Raw genomic sequence first — 16,977 nt, forward strand, 5'->3', positions numbered from 1 at the left:
TCAGCTCCCCAGTGGCGCCAGGTTCGCGCCGAGTCGCTCCCGGAGCCTGGCGAGCCCCCGGGAGGTCTGGCTCTTGACCGTGCCGACCGAGCAGCCGAGCAGTTGCGCGGTCTCCGCCTCCGAGAGGTCCTCCCAGAAGCGCAGGACGAGCACCGCCCGCTGCCGTGCGCCGAGTCCGCGCAGTTCGTTCATGAGCGTCCCCCTCAGCTCGACGGCGTGGGTTCCCGAGAGCGTCGGCGTCTCGGGCGGCCTGGCCATGTGGATCTCCCGCAGCACCTTCCACCGCCGGGACCGGCTGATCACCAGGTTGACCAGGATCCGGCGGACGTAGGGCTCGGGATCGGTGTCGGCGTCCAGCCGTCCCCAGTGCCGGTACGCCTTTTCCAGCGCGGTCTGCAGGATGTCCTCGGCGTCCTGCCGGGCACCGCACATCAGCGAGGCGGTGCGCAGCAGGGCATCGCCGCGTGCCGCCACGAACTCAACGAACGACTCGTCGTCTCGACGCCCCACTGTGCTCCGTCCGGGTGGAGGGGTTCCCGCGTGCCGGGCGGACGGCCCCGCGCCAGGACCGTCCGCCCCGCCTTTCTACTGGTGCGCCTGCCGCAGGGCGGTGGCGACGTCCTTCGGCCCGCCGGTGAGGACGGGGCTGCCGTTGACGAACAGCGAGTAGCCGTTCGGGTCGAACACCAGGACGCCGCCGCCGTGCGGTCCCTGGTAGGCCGCGAAGCCGCCGACGGTGAGGGGGGTGCCGCCCTCGGGCAGCTTCAGGGCCTGCCGGAGCTGATTCTGCGTCATCCCGGCGGGGGTCTTCAGCCGTTCGACGGTGAGCCACTGCCCGGCCTTGCCGGTCCACTTCTGGGTGATGGCGCAGACGCGGAGCTTCTGCAGGTCGGCGCCGCCGGGGGTGGCGGTGGTGTACTTCAGGCCCTTGGCCAGCATGACGGTCTTCTCGACCGGTCCGCCGATCTTCACGGCGGGGGCGAGCGTGCGGCAGTCGAGGGCGGGCGCGGCGGGCTGCGCCGGCTTGCCGGGGACGCGCGCGGACGGCTTGGCGGCCGGGGCGCCGCCGGCGGGCAGGGGCTTGGCGGACGGCGCGCAGGCGGGCAGGTTCGCCGGGACGGACGGGGCCGCGGACGGCGCGGCGCCCGGGGCGACGACGCCGGGGACGCCGGGGTTCGGCACCTGGACGCCGGGCTTGGCGGCGTCGGCCTTCTTCTTGGCGGCCTCGGCCTCCTGGCGGAGCTTCTCCGCGGCGGGCAGCTTGCTCGAGGGCACCTTGCCCTCGGGCAGCTTCCCGGTCGTCGGCAGGCCGGCCGTGGGCAGGTCGCCGGTCTTCGGCAGCTTGTCGGTCTTCGGCAGCTCGGCGTTCTCGGGGAGCTTGCCGGTCTTGCGCAGCGCGGACGCGGGGAGGCAGGTCGGCGCGGACTTCGGCGCGGCGTCCACGACGCGGTGCGCGCCGGGCAGCTTCGCGGCGTCGGACCGCAGCCCCGCGTCCTGGTGGGAGCCGGTCATGGCCCACGTGGCGCCGCCGCCCACGGCCACCGTGCCGATGGCGCCCGCAGCGATCAGTGCGGCCTTCAGCGTGATCATCGTGTGTCCCTCTCTGCCCGTCGCTCTGCTTTTCGCCTCTTGCGCCCCTCGTATACGCGCGACCACGGAGCGGGGTTGCACGCGGTTCCGAAGTTTTTTTCGATGATGTCCACGGGCCGGGATGGCCGCCGGGGGCCATGCGGGGTAGTCCGGTGTGATGATCCTGGTGGGGCGGGGGGTTCGAGCGGCGGCGCGATCCGGCAACATTGGTCCATGGAGGCCCGTACCGTGTCACCCCGCCCGGCCCAGGACCGTCCGCAGCGACGGGACGGCGAGCCGGACCGCCATGAGCCCGCCGCGGAGCGGCCCGGCTCCGCCCGCCCGGACGTGGCCCTGCTCCCGAAGGCGCACCTGCATCTGCACTTCACCGGCTCGATGCGGCATTCGACGCTGGTGGAGCTGGCCGCCCGGCACGGCGTCCATCTGCCGGACGCGCTGGTGGAGGACTGGCCGCCGAAGCTGCACGCGACCGACGAGCGCGGCTGGTTCCGGTTCCAGCGGCTGTACGACATCGCCCGGTCGGTCCTGCGGACGCCGGACGACCTGCGCCGGCTGCTGCGGGAGACGGCGGAGGACGAGTCGGCGGAGGGCTCGGGCTGGCTGGAGATCCAGGTGGATCCGAGCGGGTACGCGGCGAGGTTCGGCGGGCTGACGCCGACCGTCGAGCTGGTGCTGGACGCGGCGCGGGAGGCGTCGGAGGCGACCGGGGTCGGGATCGGCGTGGTGATCGCGGCGAACCGGACCCGGCACCCGCTGGACGCGAAGACCCTCGCGCGGCTGGCCGTCCGCTACACCGATCAGGGGGTGGTGGGGTTCGGGCTGTCCAACGACGAGCGGCGGGGCCGCGCCTACGATTTCGAGGGTGCGTTCCGGATCGCCAAGCGGGGCGGTCTGCTGTCGGATCCGCATGGCGGCGAGTTGCTGGGCCCGGCGAGCGTCCGGGAGTGCCTGGAGACGCTGGACGCCGACCGGATCGGCCATGGCGTGCGGGCGGTGGAGGATCCGCGGCTGCTGGAGCGGATCGTGGACCGGGGCGTGACGCTGGAGGTGTGCCCGGCGTCGAACGTGAGCCTCGGGGTCGCGGCGACGGCGGAGGACGTCCCGGTCCGGCGGCTGTTCGAGGCGGGCGCGTCGATCGCGCTGGGCGCCGACGACCCGCTGCTGTTCGGGTCGCGGCTGGCGCGCCAGTACGACCTCGTCCGCACGGTGCACGGGTTCTCCGATGCGGATCTGGCGGAGCTGGCGCGCCAGTCGGTGCGGGCGTCCGCCGCGCCCGGCGACGTCCGCCGCAGGCTCCTGGACGGCATCGACGCCTGGCTCAACTGAACGGCCGCGTCGTTCAGGCGGGCGTCTCGGCGGGCTCGGGGGCCTCGACGGGGACCTGCTCGCCGTGGGCGGGGAGGGCGGGGACGAGCAGGGCGGCGGCGGCCGCGGCGCCGAGGACGGCGGCGGCGAGCCACAGGGCGGGCTGGAGGCCGTCGGTGAAGGCCTGCGGGGTGGTGAAGTCGCCCTGGGCGGCGAAGACGGCGCCGAGGACCGCGATGCCGAGGACGGTGCCGAGCTGGCGCAGCGAGTTGCTGACGCCGGACGCGACGCCGGACAGTTCGGGCGGGGCGAAGCCGAGGACGGCGCGGGCGATGGGCGGGAAGAACAGTCCCATGCCGATGCCGGCGAGGACGAACGCGGGGACCATCTCGCCGTAGGTGGCGGTGGGCGACAGGACGGCGGCGAGCCAGGCGATGCCGGCGGTCTGGAACGCCATGGCCAGGGCCAGCACGTTCCGGACGCCGATGCGCGCGATGAGCGGCGCGGTCAGCGGGGCGACGAGCAGCGGCATGCCGGTCCAGGGCAGCGAGCGGACGCCGGCGCCGAGCGGGCTCATGTGCTGGACGCCCTGCATGAACTGGATGAGCAGGAACGTGGCGCCGAACATGGCGAACGACATGACCAGGGAGAGGCCGTTGACGACGCTGAACCCGCGGCTGCGGAACATCCGCATGGGCAGTACCGGCTCGGCGGTGCGCGCCTCGTAGCCGGCGAAGGCGAGCAGGAGCACGGCGCCGCCGATGAGGGAGCCGAGGACCTGCCCGCTGGTCCAGCCGTGCTCGTTGGCGCGGACGAGGCCGAGGACGAGGCCGAGCACGCCGCCCGCGACGAGGACGGTGCCGACGAGGTCGAGGCGCTTGGCGGCGCCGCGGCTCTCGGTGAGGAACCCGGGGGCGAGGGCGAGCAGCACGGCGCCGACGGGGACGTTGATCCAGAAGATCCACTGCCAGGTGGCGGCCTCGGTGACGGCGCCGCCGAGGACGGGGCCGAGCGCGACGCCGAGGCCGCTCATCATGCTCCACGCGGCGAGCGCGACGCCGCGCCGGGCCGGGGGCACGGCGGCGGCGAGCAGGGTGAGGGTGAGCGGCATGACGATCGCTCCGCCGGCGCCCTGGACGGCGCGGGCGGCGATGAGCGTGCCGATGTCCGGGGCGAGCGCGGCGGCGGCGGACGCGGCGGTGAAGACGGCGAGGCCGCCGATGAACAGCCGGCGGCGTCCCCACCGGTCGGCGACGGCGGCGGCGGGCAGCAGCAGGACGGCGAAGGTGAGGGTGTAGGCGTTGACCGTCCATTCGAGGCCTTCGAGGCCGGTGCCGAGGTCGGTGCGGATGTCGGGGAGGGCGTTGGTGACGATGAGGTTGTCGAGCGCCACCATGAACAGCGCGACGCCGGTGATGACGAAGGTCCGGATGGGATGCGGCTTAATCATTAGTTATCACTCACTAACTTACCGGGATAAAAAAAATCGAGTGCCCGGTCGGCCGTCGTGGCCGCCCGCCTAACGGTCCCCTCCCGTGTCGACGGCGTCCGGGTCGGCGCCGCGCAGGCCCTCCGCCCAGTCGCGCAGGGATTCGGGCAGCGCCGTGCCCGGCACGTAGGGGACCTGGAACGCGGTCAGCACGTTGACCAGCATGCCGACCGACATGAACCGCGTGACCTCGGCCGGCTCCGCGCCGGACACGTCGGCGACGAGCCGCCACAGCCGCGCCCACCGGGCGTGGCCGATCCGGCCGATCTCCTCGTCCCCCACGGCGGCGGCGTAGATCTGCAGCTGGAAGCGCAGGAGGTGCGGGTCCTCCTTGAGGATGCGCCGGTAGGCCTCGGCCATCTCGGCGGTCGCGGCCTTCCCGCGGTGGCCGCCGGCCGCCTCGCGCAGCAGGTCCTCGATGTCGACGAAGCAGCGGTCGATCGCGGCGAGGAAGAGCGCGCGCTTGGTCGGGAACAGCCGGAACATGTACGGCTGAGAGACGCCGACGCGCTCGGCGATGGCCGCGGTGGACGTGCCGTCGTAGCCGCCGCGCGCGAACTCGGCCACCGCGGCCTCGACCGCCATCTCGCGGCGCTCCGCGGCGCTCATCCTCGGGCCCATGGGGAGAAAGTTAGTGTCCAATCACTAACTTCGTCAAGGGCGGCCGCGGCGGCTCAGCCGGCGATGCCCTCCACCAGCAGCAGGACGCCGAAGACGGCGAACCCGGCCGCCGCGCCGTACTTGATGACCCGCTCCGGAAGCCGCTTGCCGAGCAGCTGCCCGACCAGGATGGCCAGCGCGTCCGCCGCGACCATGCCGATCGTGGAGCCGAGCCAGATGCCGGTCAGCCCGAGGAAGCCGCCGTGGTCGGCGGCGAGGGTGATCGTCGCCAGCATCGTCTTGTCGCCCAGCTCGGCGAGGAAGAACGCGGTGCCGACGGCCAGGATCGCCGAGCCGCGCGCCTTCTTGGCCTTGTCGCGCTCCTCGTCGTCCAGCTCGTCGCCGCGCAGCGTCCACAGCGCGAAGCCGAGGAACGCCAGCCCGGCCAGCACCGAGATCGGCCGGGTCGGCAGCGCGGCGCCGAGCACCGCGCCGACCACCACGCTCGCCAGGTGCACCAGCGCCGTCGCGGCCGTGATCCCGATCAGCACGGGCATGGCGCGAAAGCGCGTGGCGAAGGTCATGGCCATGAGCTGGCTCTTGTCGCCCAGTTCCGCGACGAAGATCACGGCCAGGCTGAGGATGAATGCGGTGACCACCGGGTCCCTCTCGCTCGGATGCCGGGCGAGGGCGGGGGGAGCCGTTTCGGGCGCGCACGACCTCGACCCGGCGTGTTGTGCCGGGCCGAAGGTCTCGTCCGCCTCCTGTGAAGGCCCGCGCGACCGGGCACCGCGAACGGCGCCAGCATGTCGATCACGCGATTCGGGACTACTCCCCCTCGACACGTGCAGGCTATCAACCCCCGCACCTGCGACGTCAAAGCGCGCCCGCGGTCAGAGGGCGCCCGGGGTCAGAGGGCGCCCGGGGTCAGAGGGCGCCCGGGGTCAGAGGGCGCCCGGGGTCAGAGGGCGCCCGGGGTCAGAGGGCGCCCGGGGTCAGAGGGCGCCCGGGGTCAGAGGGCGACGCCGACCATGACGGGTTCGTTCACCAGCTCGACGCCGAACGCGGCGCGGACGCCGGCGCGGACCTCGCGGGCCAGCGCCAGCAGGTCGGCGGTGGACGCGCCGCCCGGGTTCGTCAGCGCGAGGGTGTGCTTGGTGGAGATCCGCGCCGGGCCGAGCGCGTGCCCCTTCGCGAACCCCGCCTTGTCGATCAGCCAGGCCGCGGAGGTCTTGGTCCGCCCGTCCGGCTCCGGGTAGCGGGGGAAGGAGGCGTCCGGGCCGAGCCGCTCGGCGACGCGGCGCTCCAGGCCGGCGAGCTGCTCCGGGGTCAGGATCGGGTTGGTGAAGAACGAGCCGGCGCTGCGCGAGTCGGGGTCCCCGGCGTCCAGGACCATGCCCTTGCCGCGGCGCAGCTCCAGGACGGCGTCGCGCGCCTCCTTCAGCGACACCCGCTCGCCCGGCCGGACGCCGAGGCGCTTCGCCAGCTCCGCGTACGCGATCGGCTGCGACTCCTCGGTCTCGCGGAGCGCGTACGTCACGTGCAGCACGACGTACCGGTCGCTGCCCTTGAACACGCTGTGCCGGTAGGTGAAGCGGCACGCGTCGCGGTCGAGGGTGACGCACCCGCGGGCCTGCCGGTCGTACGCGCGGACCTCCACGATCGTCTCGCTGACGTCCTGCCCGTACGCGCCGACGTTCTGGATCGGGGTCGCGCCGACCCGTCCCGGGATCCCGGACAGGCACTCCACGCCGGCCAGGCCGTCCGAGACGCAGCGCGCGACGAACGGGTCCCAGTCCTCGCCGGCCCGCACCCGGACGAGGACGGTGTCGCCCTCCCCCGCCGTGCGCTCGACGCCGCGCGCCCCGACGTGCACCACGGTCCCGGGGAAACCGTCGTCCGACACCACCAGGTTGCTGCCGCCGCCGAGCACCAGCAGCGGCTCGCCCGCGTCGTCGGCCTTGCGGACCGCCGCGACCAGCTCGTCCTCCGACGTCGCCTCGACGAAGCGCCGCGCCGGGCCGCCCAGCCGCAACGTGGTGTAGCCGGCCAGGTTCACCTCTTCCGCGAACACCGCCACAGCCCTGTCCCCTCCCCGAACGTGCACGTCCGCACCGGCCGGACGCCCGGCCGGTGCGTGTCCCGGCGCGCCCTCAGGCGAGCCGGACGACGGCCTTGGCGCGCGTGAGGACCTTCTGGTCGTTCGACCGGGCGGTGAGCGCCACGACGACCTTGCCGTCGTCGAGCTTCTCCTCCACCTTGCCGCTGATCTCCAGGGTCGCGCCGCCCTCGTCGGGCACCACGACCGGCGAGGAGAACCGTACCCCGTAGTCCACCACGGCTCCCGGATCCCCGGCCCAGTCGGTGACGAACCGGCCGCCCTGCGCCATCGTGAACATGCCGTGCGCGATCACGTCCGGCAGGCCGACGGCCTTGGCGAAGCTCTCCCGCCAGTGGATCGGGTTGAAGTCGCCGGACGCGCCGGCGTACATCACCAGGTTCGCGCGGTCGACCGGGAACGAGCGCGCCGGGATCTCGGTGCCGACCTCGACGTCGGCGTAGTTCACCTTGGCGGTCATCAGGCCCCCCGCTCCACGATCGTGTTGTAGGTCTTGCAGATCAGCTCGCCCTCGACGGTCGTCACGTCGGTCTCGACGACCATCTTCTCGTTGTTGCCGATCGACTTGATCTCGGTGATCGTCGAGGTGCAGGTCACCACGTCCCCGGCGCGCACCGGCCGGGTGTACTCGAACCGCTGCTCGCCGTGCACGACCATCGCGTAGTTCAGCCCGAGGTCCTTGTCGGCCAGGCCCGGGTTGCCGAGCGACACCACGATGGGGAACGTCGGCGGGGCGATGACGTCGGGGTGGCCCGCCGCCTTCGCCGCCTCGCGGTCGCGGTAGATCGGGTTGGGGTCGCCGATGGCGTCCGCGAACTCGCGGATCTTCACGCGGCTGACCTCGTACGGCTCACTGGGCGGGAAGCTCCGCCCGATGAAGTCACGGTTGAGTGCCATGCAGTCCGTCCCTCCAGGTCCCGGCGGGGCTCGCGGCGGCGCCGCCCGCGTCCGAGCACACTTGCAACGTCTCGACGGACCGTAACAGAACGACGTTCAGCCCGTCCCCCGCGGGTCTCACTGCGGGAAACGGGCTGTGTTCTCACGATCCCGGCCCAGGATGCTCGCCTGGCGGCTCGCATCCTGACCGTGCTCGGGCGAGCGCGACCTCGCTTCGCGAGCTTCCCGGCGAGGCTCGCCTTCGGCGTCGCCTCGCCGGTCAGATAACGCGCTCGCGTGACGGTTCAGGCGTGCGACCTGCACTGGCCGATTCGCCCTGACCGAGGATTCTGCAACCGTCCTGCGGACGGCGCGGGCCGGGCCGCGCGCCGTCCGGGACCACCGGCCAGCGGACCCTGTTAGCGGGTCTCGCGGTGCGGGCGGTGGGTGCGGCAGTTGGGGCAGTACTTCTTGATCTCGAGGCGGTCCGGGTCGTTGCGCCGGTTCTTCCGCGTGATGTAGTTGCGGTGCTTGCACTCCTGGCAGGCCAGCGTGATCTTCGGCCGTACGTCGGTGGCAGCCACGATGGAGTGCCTTTCTGAGCTAGGAACATGGACTACGCATCCCGGCCGCCCGTGGAAGGGCGGCCGGCGATTCGACCCAGCCCGCCTCACCCCCGGTGGGGGTGAGGGAGATGGGTAGTAGCGAGGGCCGGACTTGAACCGGCGACACAGCGATTATGAGCCGCTTGCTCTGCCTGACTGAGCTACCCCGCCGTGCTGGTCGGTGTGGACCGGATTGCAAGGATACCGGATGCTCACCTGACCCTGGAAACGCGAATTCCCGGACCGTGGTCGGGGAATCGGAGTTCCGTGGCCCGCGGGCCGTTCCCCAGGTTACCCGGTGGAGGAGGGTGGCCTGACGAACGCCCTGCTGGAACCGGTGGGACGGTATCACAGGGCCCGGTTTCGAGCGAATCGGTCCGCGGCGGCCTGTCCCGGCGCGGTGGGAGGTCCCGCCCGGCGGCGTCCGGGGGCGCCAGGCCCGGGGACGACGAAGGCCGCCGTCCGGTGATCCGGATGGCGGCCATTATGCCGTGGAGCCCCTTTACGGAATCGAACCGTAGACCTTCTCCTTACCATGGAGACGCTCTGCCGACTGAGCTAAAGGGGCTTGCGTCGTTCGCGCAGGGAAAACGATACACGGACTCGGGACCGCGCGCGAACTGGATTGCCCCGGACGCCGCCGGCAGGCGTCTCCGCTGGTCAGCGCAGCAGGCTGCGGGCGATGACGAGCTGCTGGATCTGGCTGGTGCCCTCGTAGATGCGGAACAGCCGCACGTCCCGGAAGAACCGTTCGACGGAGACGCCGCGCATGTAGCCCATGCCGCCGAAGACCTGGACGCCGCGGTCGGCGACGCGTCCGACCATCTCGGAGCAGAAGTACTTGGCGCAGGACGGGCCGAGCTTGGTGTCCTCGCCGGCGTCGTAGGCGCGGGCGGCCTCCAGCACCATGGCCCGCCCGGCGTACAGCTCGGCCTGCGAGTCGGCGATGAGGCCCTGGATGAGCTGGTACTCGCCGATGGTGCTGCCGCCCTGGCTGCGGTTCTTGGCGTACTCGACGGTGTCGTCCAGGATCCGCTGGGCGAGGCCGACGCAGAGGGCGGCGATGCTGACGCGTCCGTGGGCGAGGGACGCCATGGCGGTGCGGAACCCGGTGCCCTCCGGCCCGACCATCGCGCTCGCGGGGACGCGGACGTCGTTGAAGAACACCTCGGCGGTGTGGGCGCCGCGCTGGCCCATCTTGTGGTCGGCGGGGCCGACGCTGAGGCCGTCGGTGCCGCTCTCCACGAGGAAGGTGGAGATGCCGCGGGAGCCGGCGCCGCCGGTCCGGGCGAAGACCATGAAGACGTCGGCCTCGGGGGCGTTGGTGATGAACCGCTTGGCGCCGTTGATGACGTAGTCGTCCCCGTCGCGGACCGCGGACGTGGACAGCGTGCTGGGGTCGGAGCCGGCCTCGGCCTCGGTCAGCGCGAACGCGCCGACGATCTCGCCGGACGCGAGGCGCGGCAGCCAGGCGGCCTTCTGCCCGTCGGTCCCGGAGTTCACCAGGACCTGCCCGGCGATGCCGTTGCTGGTGCCGAACATGGAGCGGAAGGCGGGGCTGGTGTAGCCGAGCTCGAAGACGAGCCGGACCTCCTCGCTGAGCGACAGGCCGAGCCCGCCGTACTCCTCGGGCAGGGCGTACCCGAACAGGCCCATGTCCCGGGACGTCCGCCGCAGCGGCTCCGGGATCGCGTCGGTCTCCTCGATCTCCTCCTCGCGGGGGACGACCTCGTCGCGGACGAAGCTGCGGACGGCCTTGAGCACGTCGGCGAAATCCTGTGACTCCATGGGCACCATTCTAGAATCAGATTCCAAGAAGTCCGCGCGGCGCCCCGGCTGTGCCAGGGTGATCGTTCATGAGTACGGCCTTCCAGCAACTCGTCGACGAGATCGTCCGCGCGGCGCTCGTCGAGGACCAGTCCTTCAGCGATCTCCTACCCCGGCTCATGCAGGAGTCGCAGTCGGCGCCCACCGCCGCGAAGACCGCGGCGCTGCCCCGCCTGGCCGAGGGCATCGCCGAGTCGCCGGTCAACCTCGGCGGATGGCTCGCCGTGATGTCGGGCGCGTGGATCGAGTCCGGCGCCGACCCCGCCGCCGTCGGGCCGGCCGTGGTGAACCGGCTCACCGACACGACCGCGGCGGCCCTGGCGTTCGGCAACGCCTGGGAGGAGGCCACCGGCGGCAAACCGCCCGACATGCAGGAGGAGCAGCCCTCCCAGCAGGTCTTCGACACCGTCAGCCCGGTGCTCGGCGAGGGCACCGTGACCGCGATGATGGCGTGGTTCGCGCTGCCGCGGTTCGCGATGGCGGGCAGCACCGTCCTGCAGATGTCGCCGTCCACCCGCGCCGGCCTGGACGAGCGCGACTTCCGCGTGTTCGCCGCCGAGAAGGCCGCCCAGTACCTCCCGCACATGGGGCACGTCCACGCGCTGCTACAGGTCCTGGACGGCGAGCAGATCCTCGTGCTGGACCGTGCCACCCGGCATGGCTGGACGATCACCATCGGCGGCGTCGGCGACAACTTCCAGCTGCACATGCTGCTCGCCGGCGCCCTCGTCGGACGTCCCGGCGGCATGCCCGGCACCCCGCCCGCCCCGGAGATCGTCGCCTGCTTCCTCGACGCCGACGTCCCGCCCGGCCGGCCGATCGTGTCCAGCCCGTGGAACCTCGTGGACGCCCGCGGCGAGTGGATCTACAACGAGGGGGTGCCCGCCGACGTCCCCGCCGTCAACGGGACCCGCGTCATCGTCCTCGACCCGCCGTCCTACCAGCGCACCTTCCCGGCCGGGCGGCGGTTCCCGCTGATGCCCGCGACCCTGCGCGTCGACGGCATGCACCTGCCGGAGGACCTCACCGGCTGGTGGGGGCACATCGCCGAGCCGAACAACCCGCTCTAGAACCGCACCAGGACCGCGGTGGCGTCGTCGTACCGCTTGCCCCGCGCGAACGTCTCCGACTCCTCCGCGGCCCTGGTCCGCCGGACCAGCTCGCGCGGCCCCTCCTCGTCCAGCAGCCGCAGCAGGCCGTCCCAGTCGAGCCGGTCGAACCGTTCGACCAGGCGGGACGCCCCGTCGCTCAGCACCGCGGCGCGCCGCAGCCCCGCGACCGGCACCTCGCCGGTCAGCCCCTCGTACGCCGCCTCCGGTTTCGTGCTCGCCACCCAGAACCCGCCGGGGCTGTTGCGCGACTTGCGGACGGCGTCGAGGGTGTAGCTCGGCAGCCGGTCGACCCGGTCGTCCCGGATCACCCGGATCTCCCCCACGTCCAGCACGATCGGCGAGTCCGCCAGCACGAACCACTCGACCGCGCCGCCGCGCCGCCGCAGCAGCGACACCGTCGCGGACGGGCTGTCGGGGTTCTCCAGGTCGCACGTCCCGGTGTGCGCCTCCCCCGTCACCTTGATCGCCTCGGCGACCAGGTCGGGCAGCGGCTTGCCGTCCTCCAGCGCCATCCGCGCCGCGATCTGCCCGCCGAGCCGCCGCACGAGCCACGCCGGGTCGTGCGCGCAGCCGCTGTCCACCCCCGCCGGCGCGGTCGCCCCGTCCAGCAGCACGACCCATCCCGGGCCCGCCGCGACGAAGTCCTCGTTGGGCCGCCCCGGCGTCGCCTCGCTCACATAACTCACCTGCACGAATGCTGGTCTACCCGGTCGGACGGCCGGTGTCCGAAACGTCCACCAAATCCTCACCTTCCGTCCCGTGAACCTTGCCGGGCCCGGCGCGCTCAATCCGGTTGTCCGACGCCCCGGTCCCGGCCTACCGTGCCCCGGTGGATCATTTCTCACGCTCGTGGACGGCCCTGCTCGCGGCGGTCGCCGAACTTCCGGACGAGGACTTCGCACGGCCGTCCGGCTGCGCCGGCTGGCTCGTCCGGGACCTCGCGTGCCACCTGGTCATCGACGCCCAGGACGTCCTGATCACCCTGGTCACGCCCGCCGACACCGAACCGACCGCGGACGCCGCCACCTACTGGGACCTCGTCGACCCGCCCACCGGCGACGACCCGCTCGACGCCCTGATCCCCCGGCTGGCCGCCGCATACGGGGAGCCGCGGCTGCTGAAGTTCCACCTTGACGACGTCGGCTCCGCCGCCGGCCGCGCCGCCCGGCTCGCCGACCCCGCTGCCCGCGTCGCCACCCAGGACAAGGTGCTGATCGCCGGGGACTACCTGTCCGCGTACGTGCTCGAATGGACGCTGCACCACCTCGACCTGATCGCGCACCTGCCGTCGGCCGCTGAACCGCCCGCCGAACCCCTCGCGGCGGCCCGCGCCCTGCTGGAGAGGATCGCCGGGGCACCGTTCCCGCCCTCGTTCTCCGACAAGGACGCCCTGCTGGTCGGCACCGGCCGCCGCGCACCTTCGGACGCGGAGAAGGCCGTGCTGGGCGACCTCGCCGCGAAGCTGCCCCTGATCATCGGGTGACTCAGCCCTCGTCCTCCACGTCGACCCCGAACGCGCGCGCCAGCCCGTCCAGGCCGAACTCGTGGCCCTGCCCCACGACCCGCACGCGCCAGCCGTCGCCGCGCCGGTAGATGTCCGCGAGCAGCATCGTCCGCTCGCTGGTGCCCGCGTCGAGGGTCGCCTGGACGAAGGCGCTCTCCGCGTCGTCCGGCCCGACCACGACCTCGATGGCGCCGAGATCCCCGAACGTCACCGCCCCGTCGATCGCCGCCGCGACGGTGACCGTCCGCACGGCACCGGGCAGGCCGTCGAGGTCGACGGTGATCGCCTGCTCGGCCGGGCCGTCGGCCACCAGGCGCACCGATCCGTCCGGCGTCTCGGCGGCGTTGTAGAAGACGAAGTCCTCGTCGCTCGCCACCTGACCGTCCTCGTCCAGGGCGAATGCCACCACGTCGACCTCGCATGACGGGTGCCGCACCCACGACGCCTCGACCGTCCACCGCCCACCCTTCGGCAGGTCGACGGCACCGCCACGCGGCAGGACCCGCGTTCCCTCACGCACCGGACCCCGCTCGGGCGCCTCCAACCAGACCTCCGCGTGCACCGGAAGCTCCAGCTTCACGACCCGCTCCATGCGGCGGTCGCCGGCGTCGAGCGCGACCACGTCGGTGACGCTCGCCGACAGATTGACCGCCGCCGCACCGCCCAGCTCCACGACCCGTCCCCGCGCCTTGGACGCCTTCGGGTGCGTCCCGCCGAGCACCAGCACCCGCCGCCCGTCCAACGGCCGCGTGACCTCCGCCTTCGCGACCGGCGCCGGGACCGCAGGTCGCGGTTCGTCATGAGCGCTGCCCGGACGGACACCGTCCAGCAGCCGCAGAAAGGTCCGCTCATCGATGACCGGAACCCCGTTCTCGCTCGCCTTGCGGGCCTTGGCCGTCCCGGAACCGCCGTCGTTGGTCACGAGCACGCTCGTGAACCTGCTGACCGACCCCATGACGTTCAGCCCGGCCGCCACGGACCGCGCGACGAGTTCGTCACGGGAAACGTCCGTCTCCCCGGTGATGGCGACCTTCATCCCCTGGACGAGCGGCGCGCCGTTCTCCAACCGCCCCGGACACGCGAACGCGCAGTGGACCTTCGGCGCGGACGGCGGATACACGCCGTTCTGCCTGGCATTCTGCTTGGGCGGGCACGTCACCAGCGGCAACCGCACGCCCAGCCGGGCCGCCTCGCCGAGCGACCCCCGCAGTACCCCGGCAAGCGCCCGGACGTCCTCCCGGGCGTCATGCGCCCTCCCCACCCGCACACCGTAATGCGCGGCCAGCGTGCCGAGCTTCAGATCGGACGTCGCCGGAGCCAGACGCCGGTTCAGCGCGAGCGTGCACAGCCTCGACTCGACCGGAAGACCTTTCCCCGCACGCCCGAACTCCTGGGCGAGGAATCCATAGTCGAAAGGCGCGTTGTGCGCCACCAGAACCCGCCCCTTGAGCATTCGCGCGACCCGCTCGGCGACGTCCCCGAACACCGGGGATCCTTTCAGCCGACCGGCCGTCAACCCGTGAATGTGAACGGGGCCCGGATCGCATCCGGGATCGAGAAGCGTCGAGAACTCCTCCCCCGGACTCCCGTCCTTCCCGATCGTCGCCACGGCGACCGACAGCACCCGGTGCCGCGCGGAACTGAACCCGGACGTCTCCACGTCCACCAACGCCCACTCATGCGGAAACGCGACCATGGCGGAACGTTAGACACCGGCCGCCCGTCCCACGACACAGATTCCGCCCAGCGCCCACAAGCGGTCACGAAAACCGTGGAAAACCCGGCCTGTTGATCTCCGCGTTCCCGGATGCGGCAATTCAGAACGCACCCCGGCGAGGCCGGACCAGAGGACGCAACCATGCTTCCACGATCGTCCGCACCGACCGCCGCCGCCGAACCCGCCCGGGAGGCCGCCTCATCGGCACCGGCTCGTCCGCTCCCCGCCGTCCCGGTACCGGAACGCCGACGTCGGCCGGCCGGATCCGGGAGCCGCCGAGTTCCGCATGCAGCCGCCGCGCGAGGTCATCGGCGACACGCGCCTCGACCAACCGCCCCGGCAGCAACGCCCACAGCGATCCGGTGAACTCGCCGTGCCAGACGCAGACGCCGGGAAAGGCAAGCCGCAACCGCTCCACGGCGAGCTCTATGTCGGAATCGACCTCCAGCCGGTTCCCGTACCGGTGGCCGGGCGGCGGGACGAGCGCAGGACCGGCGCCCACCGCCCCGCGATGACGAAACTCCGAGTCCTGCGAGAACACAGCGGTACCTCCGGTCACCAGATGGACGGGGACATGCGGTGCTTCAGAACAGCGCCGACCCGCGCGGCCGCGCAGGGTGCGCCACCGCAAAGCGCACGGCTTCAAGGGACGTAGGCCGCCCAAACGACCTTTCCTTCCTCCACGAGCGGCCGCACACCCCAGTCCTGGACGAGTTGCGCCAGCATCAGCAGGCCCCGCCCGCTGGTCGCCTCGTAGTTCTCCGGACGGACCTCGGGCGTCCCAGCGCCCTGGTCCCAGACCTCTATCCGCACGAGGCCGTCCCGCACGTCCGGCAGAACGCGGACGACGATGTGCCCGAACCCCACGTGCTTGTAGCTGTTGGTCACCAGTTCGGTAACCACGACCCGCCCCACGTAGGTCTCCGCGATCCCCAGCTCGCGGAACCGCTCCACGAGGAAGCGGCGCGCGTGGCGAGGCGCCTGGTCGGTCGGCGCGAGCACGAGAGCCGGTGACTCCGGTGTGGATGCTGCTGGCATCGGTGTACGCCCTTCGAGCGCGAACGTCAGCGACCTCGGACGACTCTCACCCGCAAACCGGAAGATCCCGCCCCAAATCACTCTCTGTCATCGAACGAACACCATGAGGCCACAGAAACTCGTATTCTCACGAGAGAGCAGCAGAACAGCCACATTCCAGTAGCGGCCACTGGCGCGCTACTAGCGTCACCGAGGAGAGCAGTCATGCCTGCAAGTGGTAGCGCCAGGCCCACGATCGATCCCGAACTGGTGGGTTTCGGCACTGTGGTCAGGCGGTTCCGTGAGGCGAACGGCCTAAAGCAGGACGAGCTGGCGCAGCTCGTCAACGTCGCGCGCTCCTACATCAGCCATGTCGAATGTGGCCGGACGAAGTGCCGCCGGGACTTCGCCGAGCGCCTCGACGGCATGCTCAACACGAACGGAGAGATCGCCGAAGCCTGGGACGACCTGCTCGAGCAGATCAAGCAAGTGAGGTACCCGACCCACTTCGTCGCCTTCCCCAAGGCAGAGGCGTCGGCCGATCAGCTACGGGTGTATGAGACGCATCTCGTCTATGGCCTCTTTCAGACCGAGGCGTATGCTCGTGTGCTACTAGTCGACGACGAGCCGATAGCCACCAGGATGAAGCGACAGGAGCTTCTGACCCGAAAACCTCCGCCTTTGATCAGCGTGGTATTGGAAGAAAGCATTTTGTATCGCGAGGTCGGCTCAGGAAAGGTCATGTGCGAGCAACTCGAGCACCTGATTAAGCTTTCCCTACGGGAGGGCATCTTCATCCAGATAGCCAAAACCGGGCACTACCGGAACGCGAAGGCGTCATTCCACATCGCCACGCAGCCCGATCGAAGCGAAATCGCCTACGTCGTGAAGGCGACGGGAGGAGAGATCACGCGCGACCCGTCCGAGCTTTCCAAGGTCAGCACAGTGATGCACACTCTGACCGCACAATCCCTCAACACGCACGACTCACGTGAACTAATAAGAAAGGTAATCAGAGAAAGATGGAGTTGAACGAGCAACTCTGGCGCAAAGCCGCGAAGAGCCACGAAGAGGGCGACGCCTGTATCGAGCTTGCGTCAATCGAGCACGTCATTGCCGTCCGTGACAGCAAGGATCCCAACGGACCCAGGCTCACCATGTGCCGCAGCGATTTCCGCCAGCTAGCCGAGACCCTCAAAAACATTTAGGCTGCGCG

18 protein-coding genes and 2 tRNA genes are annotated in these 16,977 nt (G+C 71.5%); 5 read left to right on the forward strand and 15 right to left on the reverse strand.

From position 1 onward, the window contains the following. Together ACA514_RS33650 and ACA514_RS33655 are read right to left on the reverse strand one after the other, a co-directional pair. Complete coding sequence (locus tag ACA514_RS33650) at positions 1–510, reverse strand: SigE family RNA polymerase sigma factor (protein ID WP_375045294.1); 510 nt, start codon at positions 508–510, stop codon at positions 1–3. A 75-nt stretch (positions 511–585) separates the two neighbouring features. Next, the gene (locus ACA514_RS33655; protein ID WP_375045295.1) at positions 586–1,590 is read right to left on the reverse strand and encodes a hypothetical protein; all 1,005 of its coding nucleotides are present in this window, start codon (positions 1,588–1,590) and stop codon (positions 586–588) included. Positions 1,591–1,965: 375 nt separating this feature from the next. Between ACA514_RS33655 and ACA514_RS33660 the strand changes: the two genes are divergently transcribed. Next, positions 1,966–2,916, forward strand: coding sequence for an adenosine deaminase (locus ACA514_RS33660; RefSeq protein WP_375045332.1), 951 nt, complete (start codon positions 1,966–1,968; stop codon positions 2,914–2,916). Positions 2,917–2,929: 13 nt separating this feature from the next. Here ACA514_RS33660 and ACA514_RS33665 read toward each other — a convergent pair whose 3' ends face one another. The 10 genes from ACA514_RS33665 to ACA514_RS33710 form a co-directional block, all read right to left on the reverse strand. Further along, the gene (locus ACA514_RS33665; protein WP_375045296.1) at positions 2,930–4,345 is read right to left on the reverse strand and encodes an MFS transporter; all 1,416 of its coding nucleotides are present in this window, start codon (positions 4,343–4,345) and stop codon (positions 2,930–2,932) included. Positions 4,346–4,414: 69 nt separating this feature from the next. Continuing rightward, positions 4,415–5,005 carry a TetR/AcrR family transcriptional regulator gene (locus tag ACA514_RS33670; RefSeq protein ID WP_375045297.1) on the reverse strand — a complete coding sequence of 197 codons (591 nt, stop codon included), beginning with the start codon at positions 5,003–5,005 and terminating at the stop codon, positions 4,415–4,417. A gap of 53 nt (positions 5,006–5,058) precedes the next feature. Continuing rightward, positions 5,059–5,643, reverse strand: coding sequence for a TMEM165/GDT1 family protein (locus tag ACA514_RS33675; protein WP_375045298.1), 585 nt, complete (start codon positions 5,641–5,643; stop codon positions 5,059–5,061). Positions 5,644–5,996: 353 nt separating this feature from the next. Continuing rightward, positions 5,997–7,064 (reverse strand): UDP-N-acetylmuramate dehydrogenase, encoded by a 1,068-nt coding sequence (locus ACA514_RS33680; RefSeq protein ID WP_375045299.1) that lies wholly within the window; start codon positions 7,062–7,064, stop codon positions 5,997–5,999. Positions 7,065–7,137: 73 nt separating this feature from the next. After that, positions 7,138–7,563, reverse strand: coding sequence for a MaoC/PaaZ C-terminal domain-containing protein (locus ACA514_RS33685; protein WP_375045300.1), 426 nt, complete (start codon positions 7,561–7,563; stop codon positions 7,138–7,140). Then, on the reverse strand, positions 7,563–8,000 hold the full coding sequence (locus ACA514_RS33690) for a MaoC family dehydratase N-terminal domain-containing protein (RefSeq protein ID WP_375045301.1): 438 nt from the start codon (positions 7,998–8,000) through the stop codon (positions 7,563–7,565). The genes ACA514_RS33685 and ACA514_RS33690 overlap by 1 nt, the downstream gene beginning before the upstream one ends. 398 nt (positions 8,001–8,398) lie before the next feature. Continuing rightward, positions 8,399–8,563 (reverse strand): 50S ribosomal protein L33, encoded by a 165-nt coding sequence (gene rpmG / locus ACA514_RS33695; protein ID WP_026404241.1) that lies wholly within the window; start codon positions 8,561–8,563, stop codon positions 8,399–8,401. Between the two features lie 118 nt (positions 8,564–8,681). Continuing rightward, a tRNA-Met gene (locus ACA514_RS33700) sits at positions 8,682–8,755 on the reverse strand. Between the two features lie 321 nt (positions 8,756–9,076). After that, positions 9,077–9,152, reverse strand: a tRNA-Thr gene (locus tag ACA514_RS33705). A gap of 92 nt (positions 9,153–9,244) precedes the next feature. Continuing rightward, positions 9,245–10,372 (reverse strand): acyl-CoA dehydrogenase family protein, encoded by a 1,128-nt coding sequence (locus ACA514_RS33710; protein ID WP_375045302.1) that lies wholly within the window; start codon positions 10,370–10,372, stop codon positions 9,245–9,247. A gap of 68 nt (positions 10,373–10,440) precedes the next feature. Between ACA514_RS33710 and ACA514_RS33715 the strand changes: the two genes are divergently transcribed. After that, complete coding sequence (locus ACA514_RS33715; RefSeq protein ID WP_375045303.1) at positions 10,441–11,481, forward strand: hypothetical protein; 1,041 nt, start codon at positions 10,441–10,443, stop codon at positions 11,479–11,481. Here ACA514_RS33715 and ACA514_RS33720 read toward each other — a convergent pair. Further along, positions 11,478–12,200: a hypothetical protein gene (locus ACA514_RS33720; protein ID WP_375045304.1), complete on the reverse strand. Its 723-nt coding sequence runs from the start codon at positions 12,198–12,200 to the stop codon at positions 11,478–11,480. The genes ACA514_RS33715 and ACA514_RS33720 overlap by 4 nt on opposite strands. A gap of 152 nt (positions 12,201–12,352) precedes the next feature. Between ACA514_RS33720 and ACA514_RS33725 the strand changes: the two genes are divergently transcribed. Next, the gene (locus ACA514_RS33725) at positions 12,353–13,006 is read left to right on the forward strand and encodes a maleylpyruvate isomerase N-terminal domain-containing protein (protein ID WP_375045305.1); all 654 of its coding nucleotides are present in this window, start codon (positions 12,353–12,355) and stop codon (positions 13,004–13,006) included. A gap of 1 nt (position 13,007) precedes the next feature. Here the strand turns inward: ACA514_RS33725 and ACA514_RS33730 are convergent, their stop codons facing one another. Next, a complete protein-coding gene (locus tag ACA514_RS33730) occupies positions 13,008–14,723 on the reverse strand; it encodes a TerD family protein (protein WP_375045306.1) in 1,716 nt (571 codons plus the stop codon). 663 nt (positions 14,724–15,386) lie between these two features. Next, positions 15,387–15,782 (reverse strand): ATP-binding protein, encoded by a 396-nt coding sequence (locus ACA514_RS33735; protein WP_375045307.1) that lies wholly within the window; start codon positions 15,780–15,782, stop codon positions 15,387–15,389. Positions 15,783–15,986: 204 nt separating this feature from the next. Between ACA514_RS33735 and ACA514_RS33740 the strand changes: the two genes are divergently transcribed. Both ACA514_RS33740 and ACA514_RS33745 read left to right on the forward strand, forming a co-directional pair. Then, positions 15,987–16,793, forward strand: a complete 807-nt coding sequence (locus ACA514_RS33740) for a Scr1 family TA system antitoxin-like transcriptional regulator (RefSeq protein WP_375045308.1) — start codon at positions 15,987–15,989, stop codon at positions 16,791–16,793. Beyond that, entirely contained in the window at positions 16,784–16,969 is a 186-nt protein-coding gene (locus tag ACA514_RS33745; RefSeq protein WP_375045309.1) for a DUF397 domain-containing protein, read from the forward strand. The genes ACA514_RS33740 and ACA514_RS33745 overlap by 10 nt, the downstream gene beginning before the upstream one ends. Positions 16,970–16,977 lie beyond the last annotated feature (8 nt).

Source organism: Actinomadura sp. NTSP31 (assembly GCF_041951385.1).
GTDB lineage: Bacteria > Actinomycetota > Actinomycetes > Streptosporangiales > Streptosporangiaceae > Spirillospora > Spirillospora napierensis.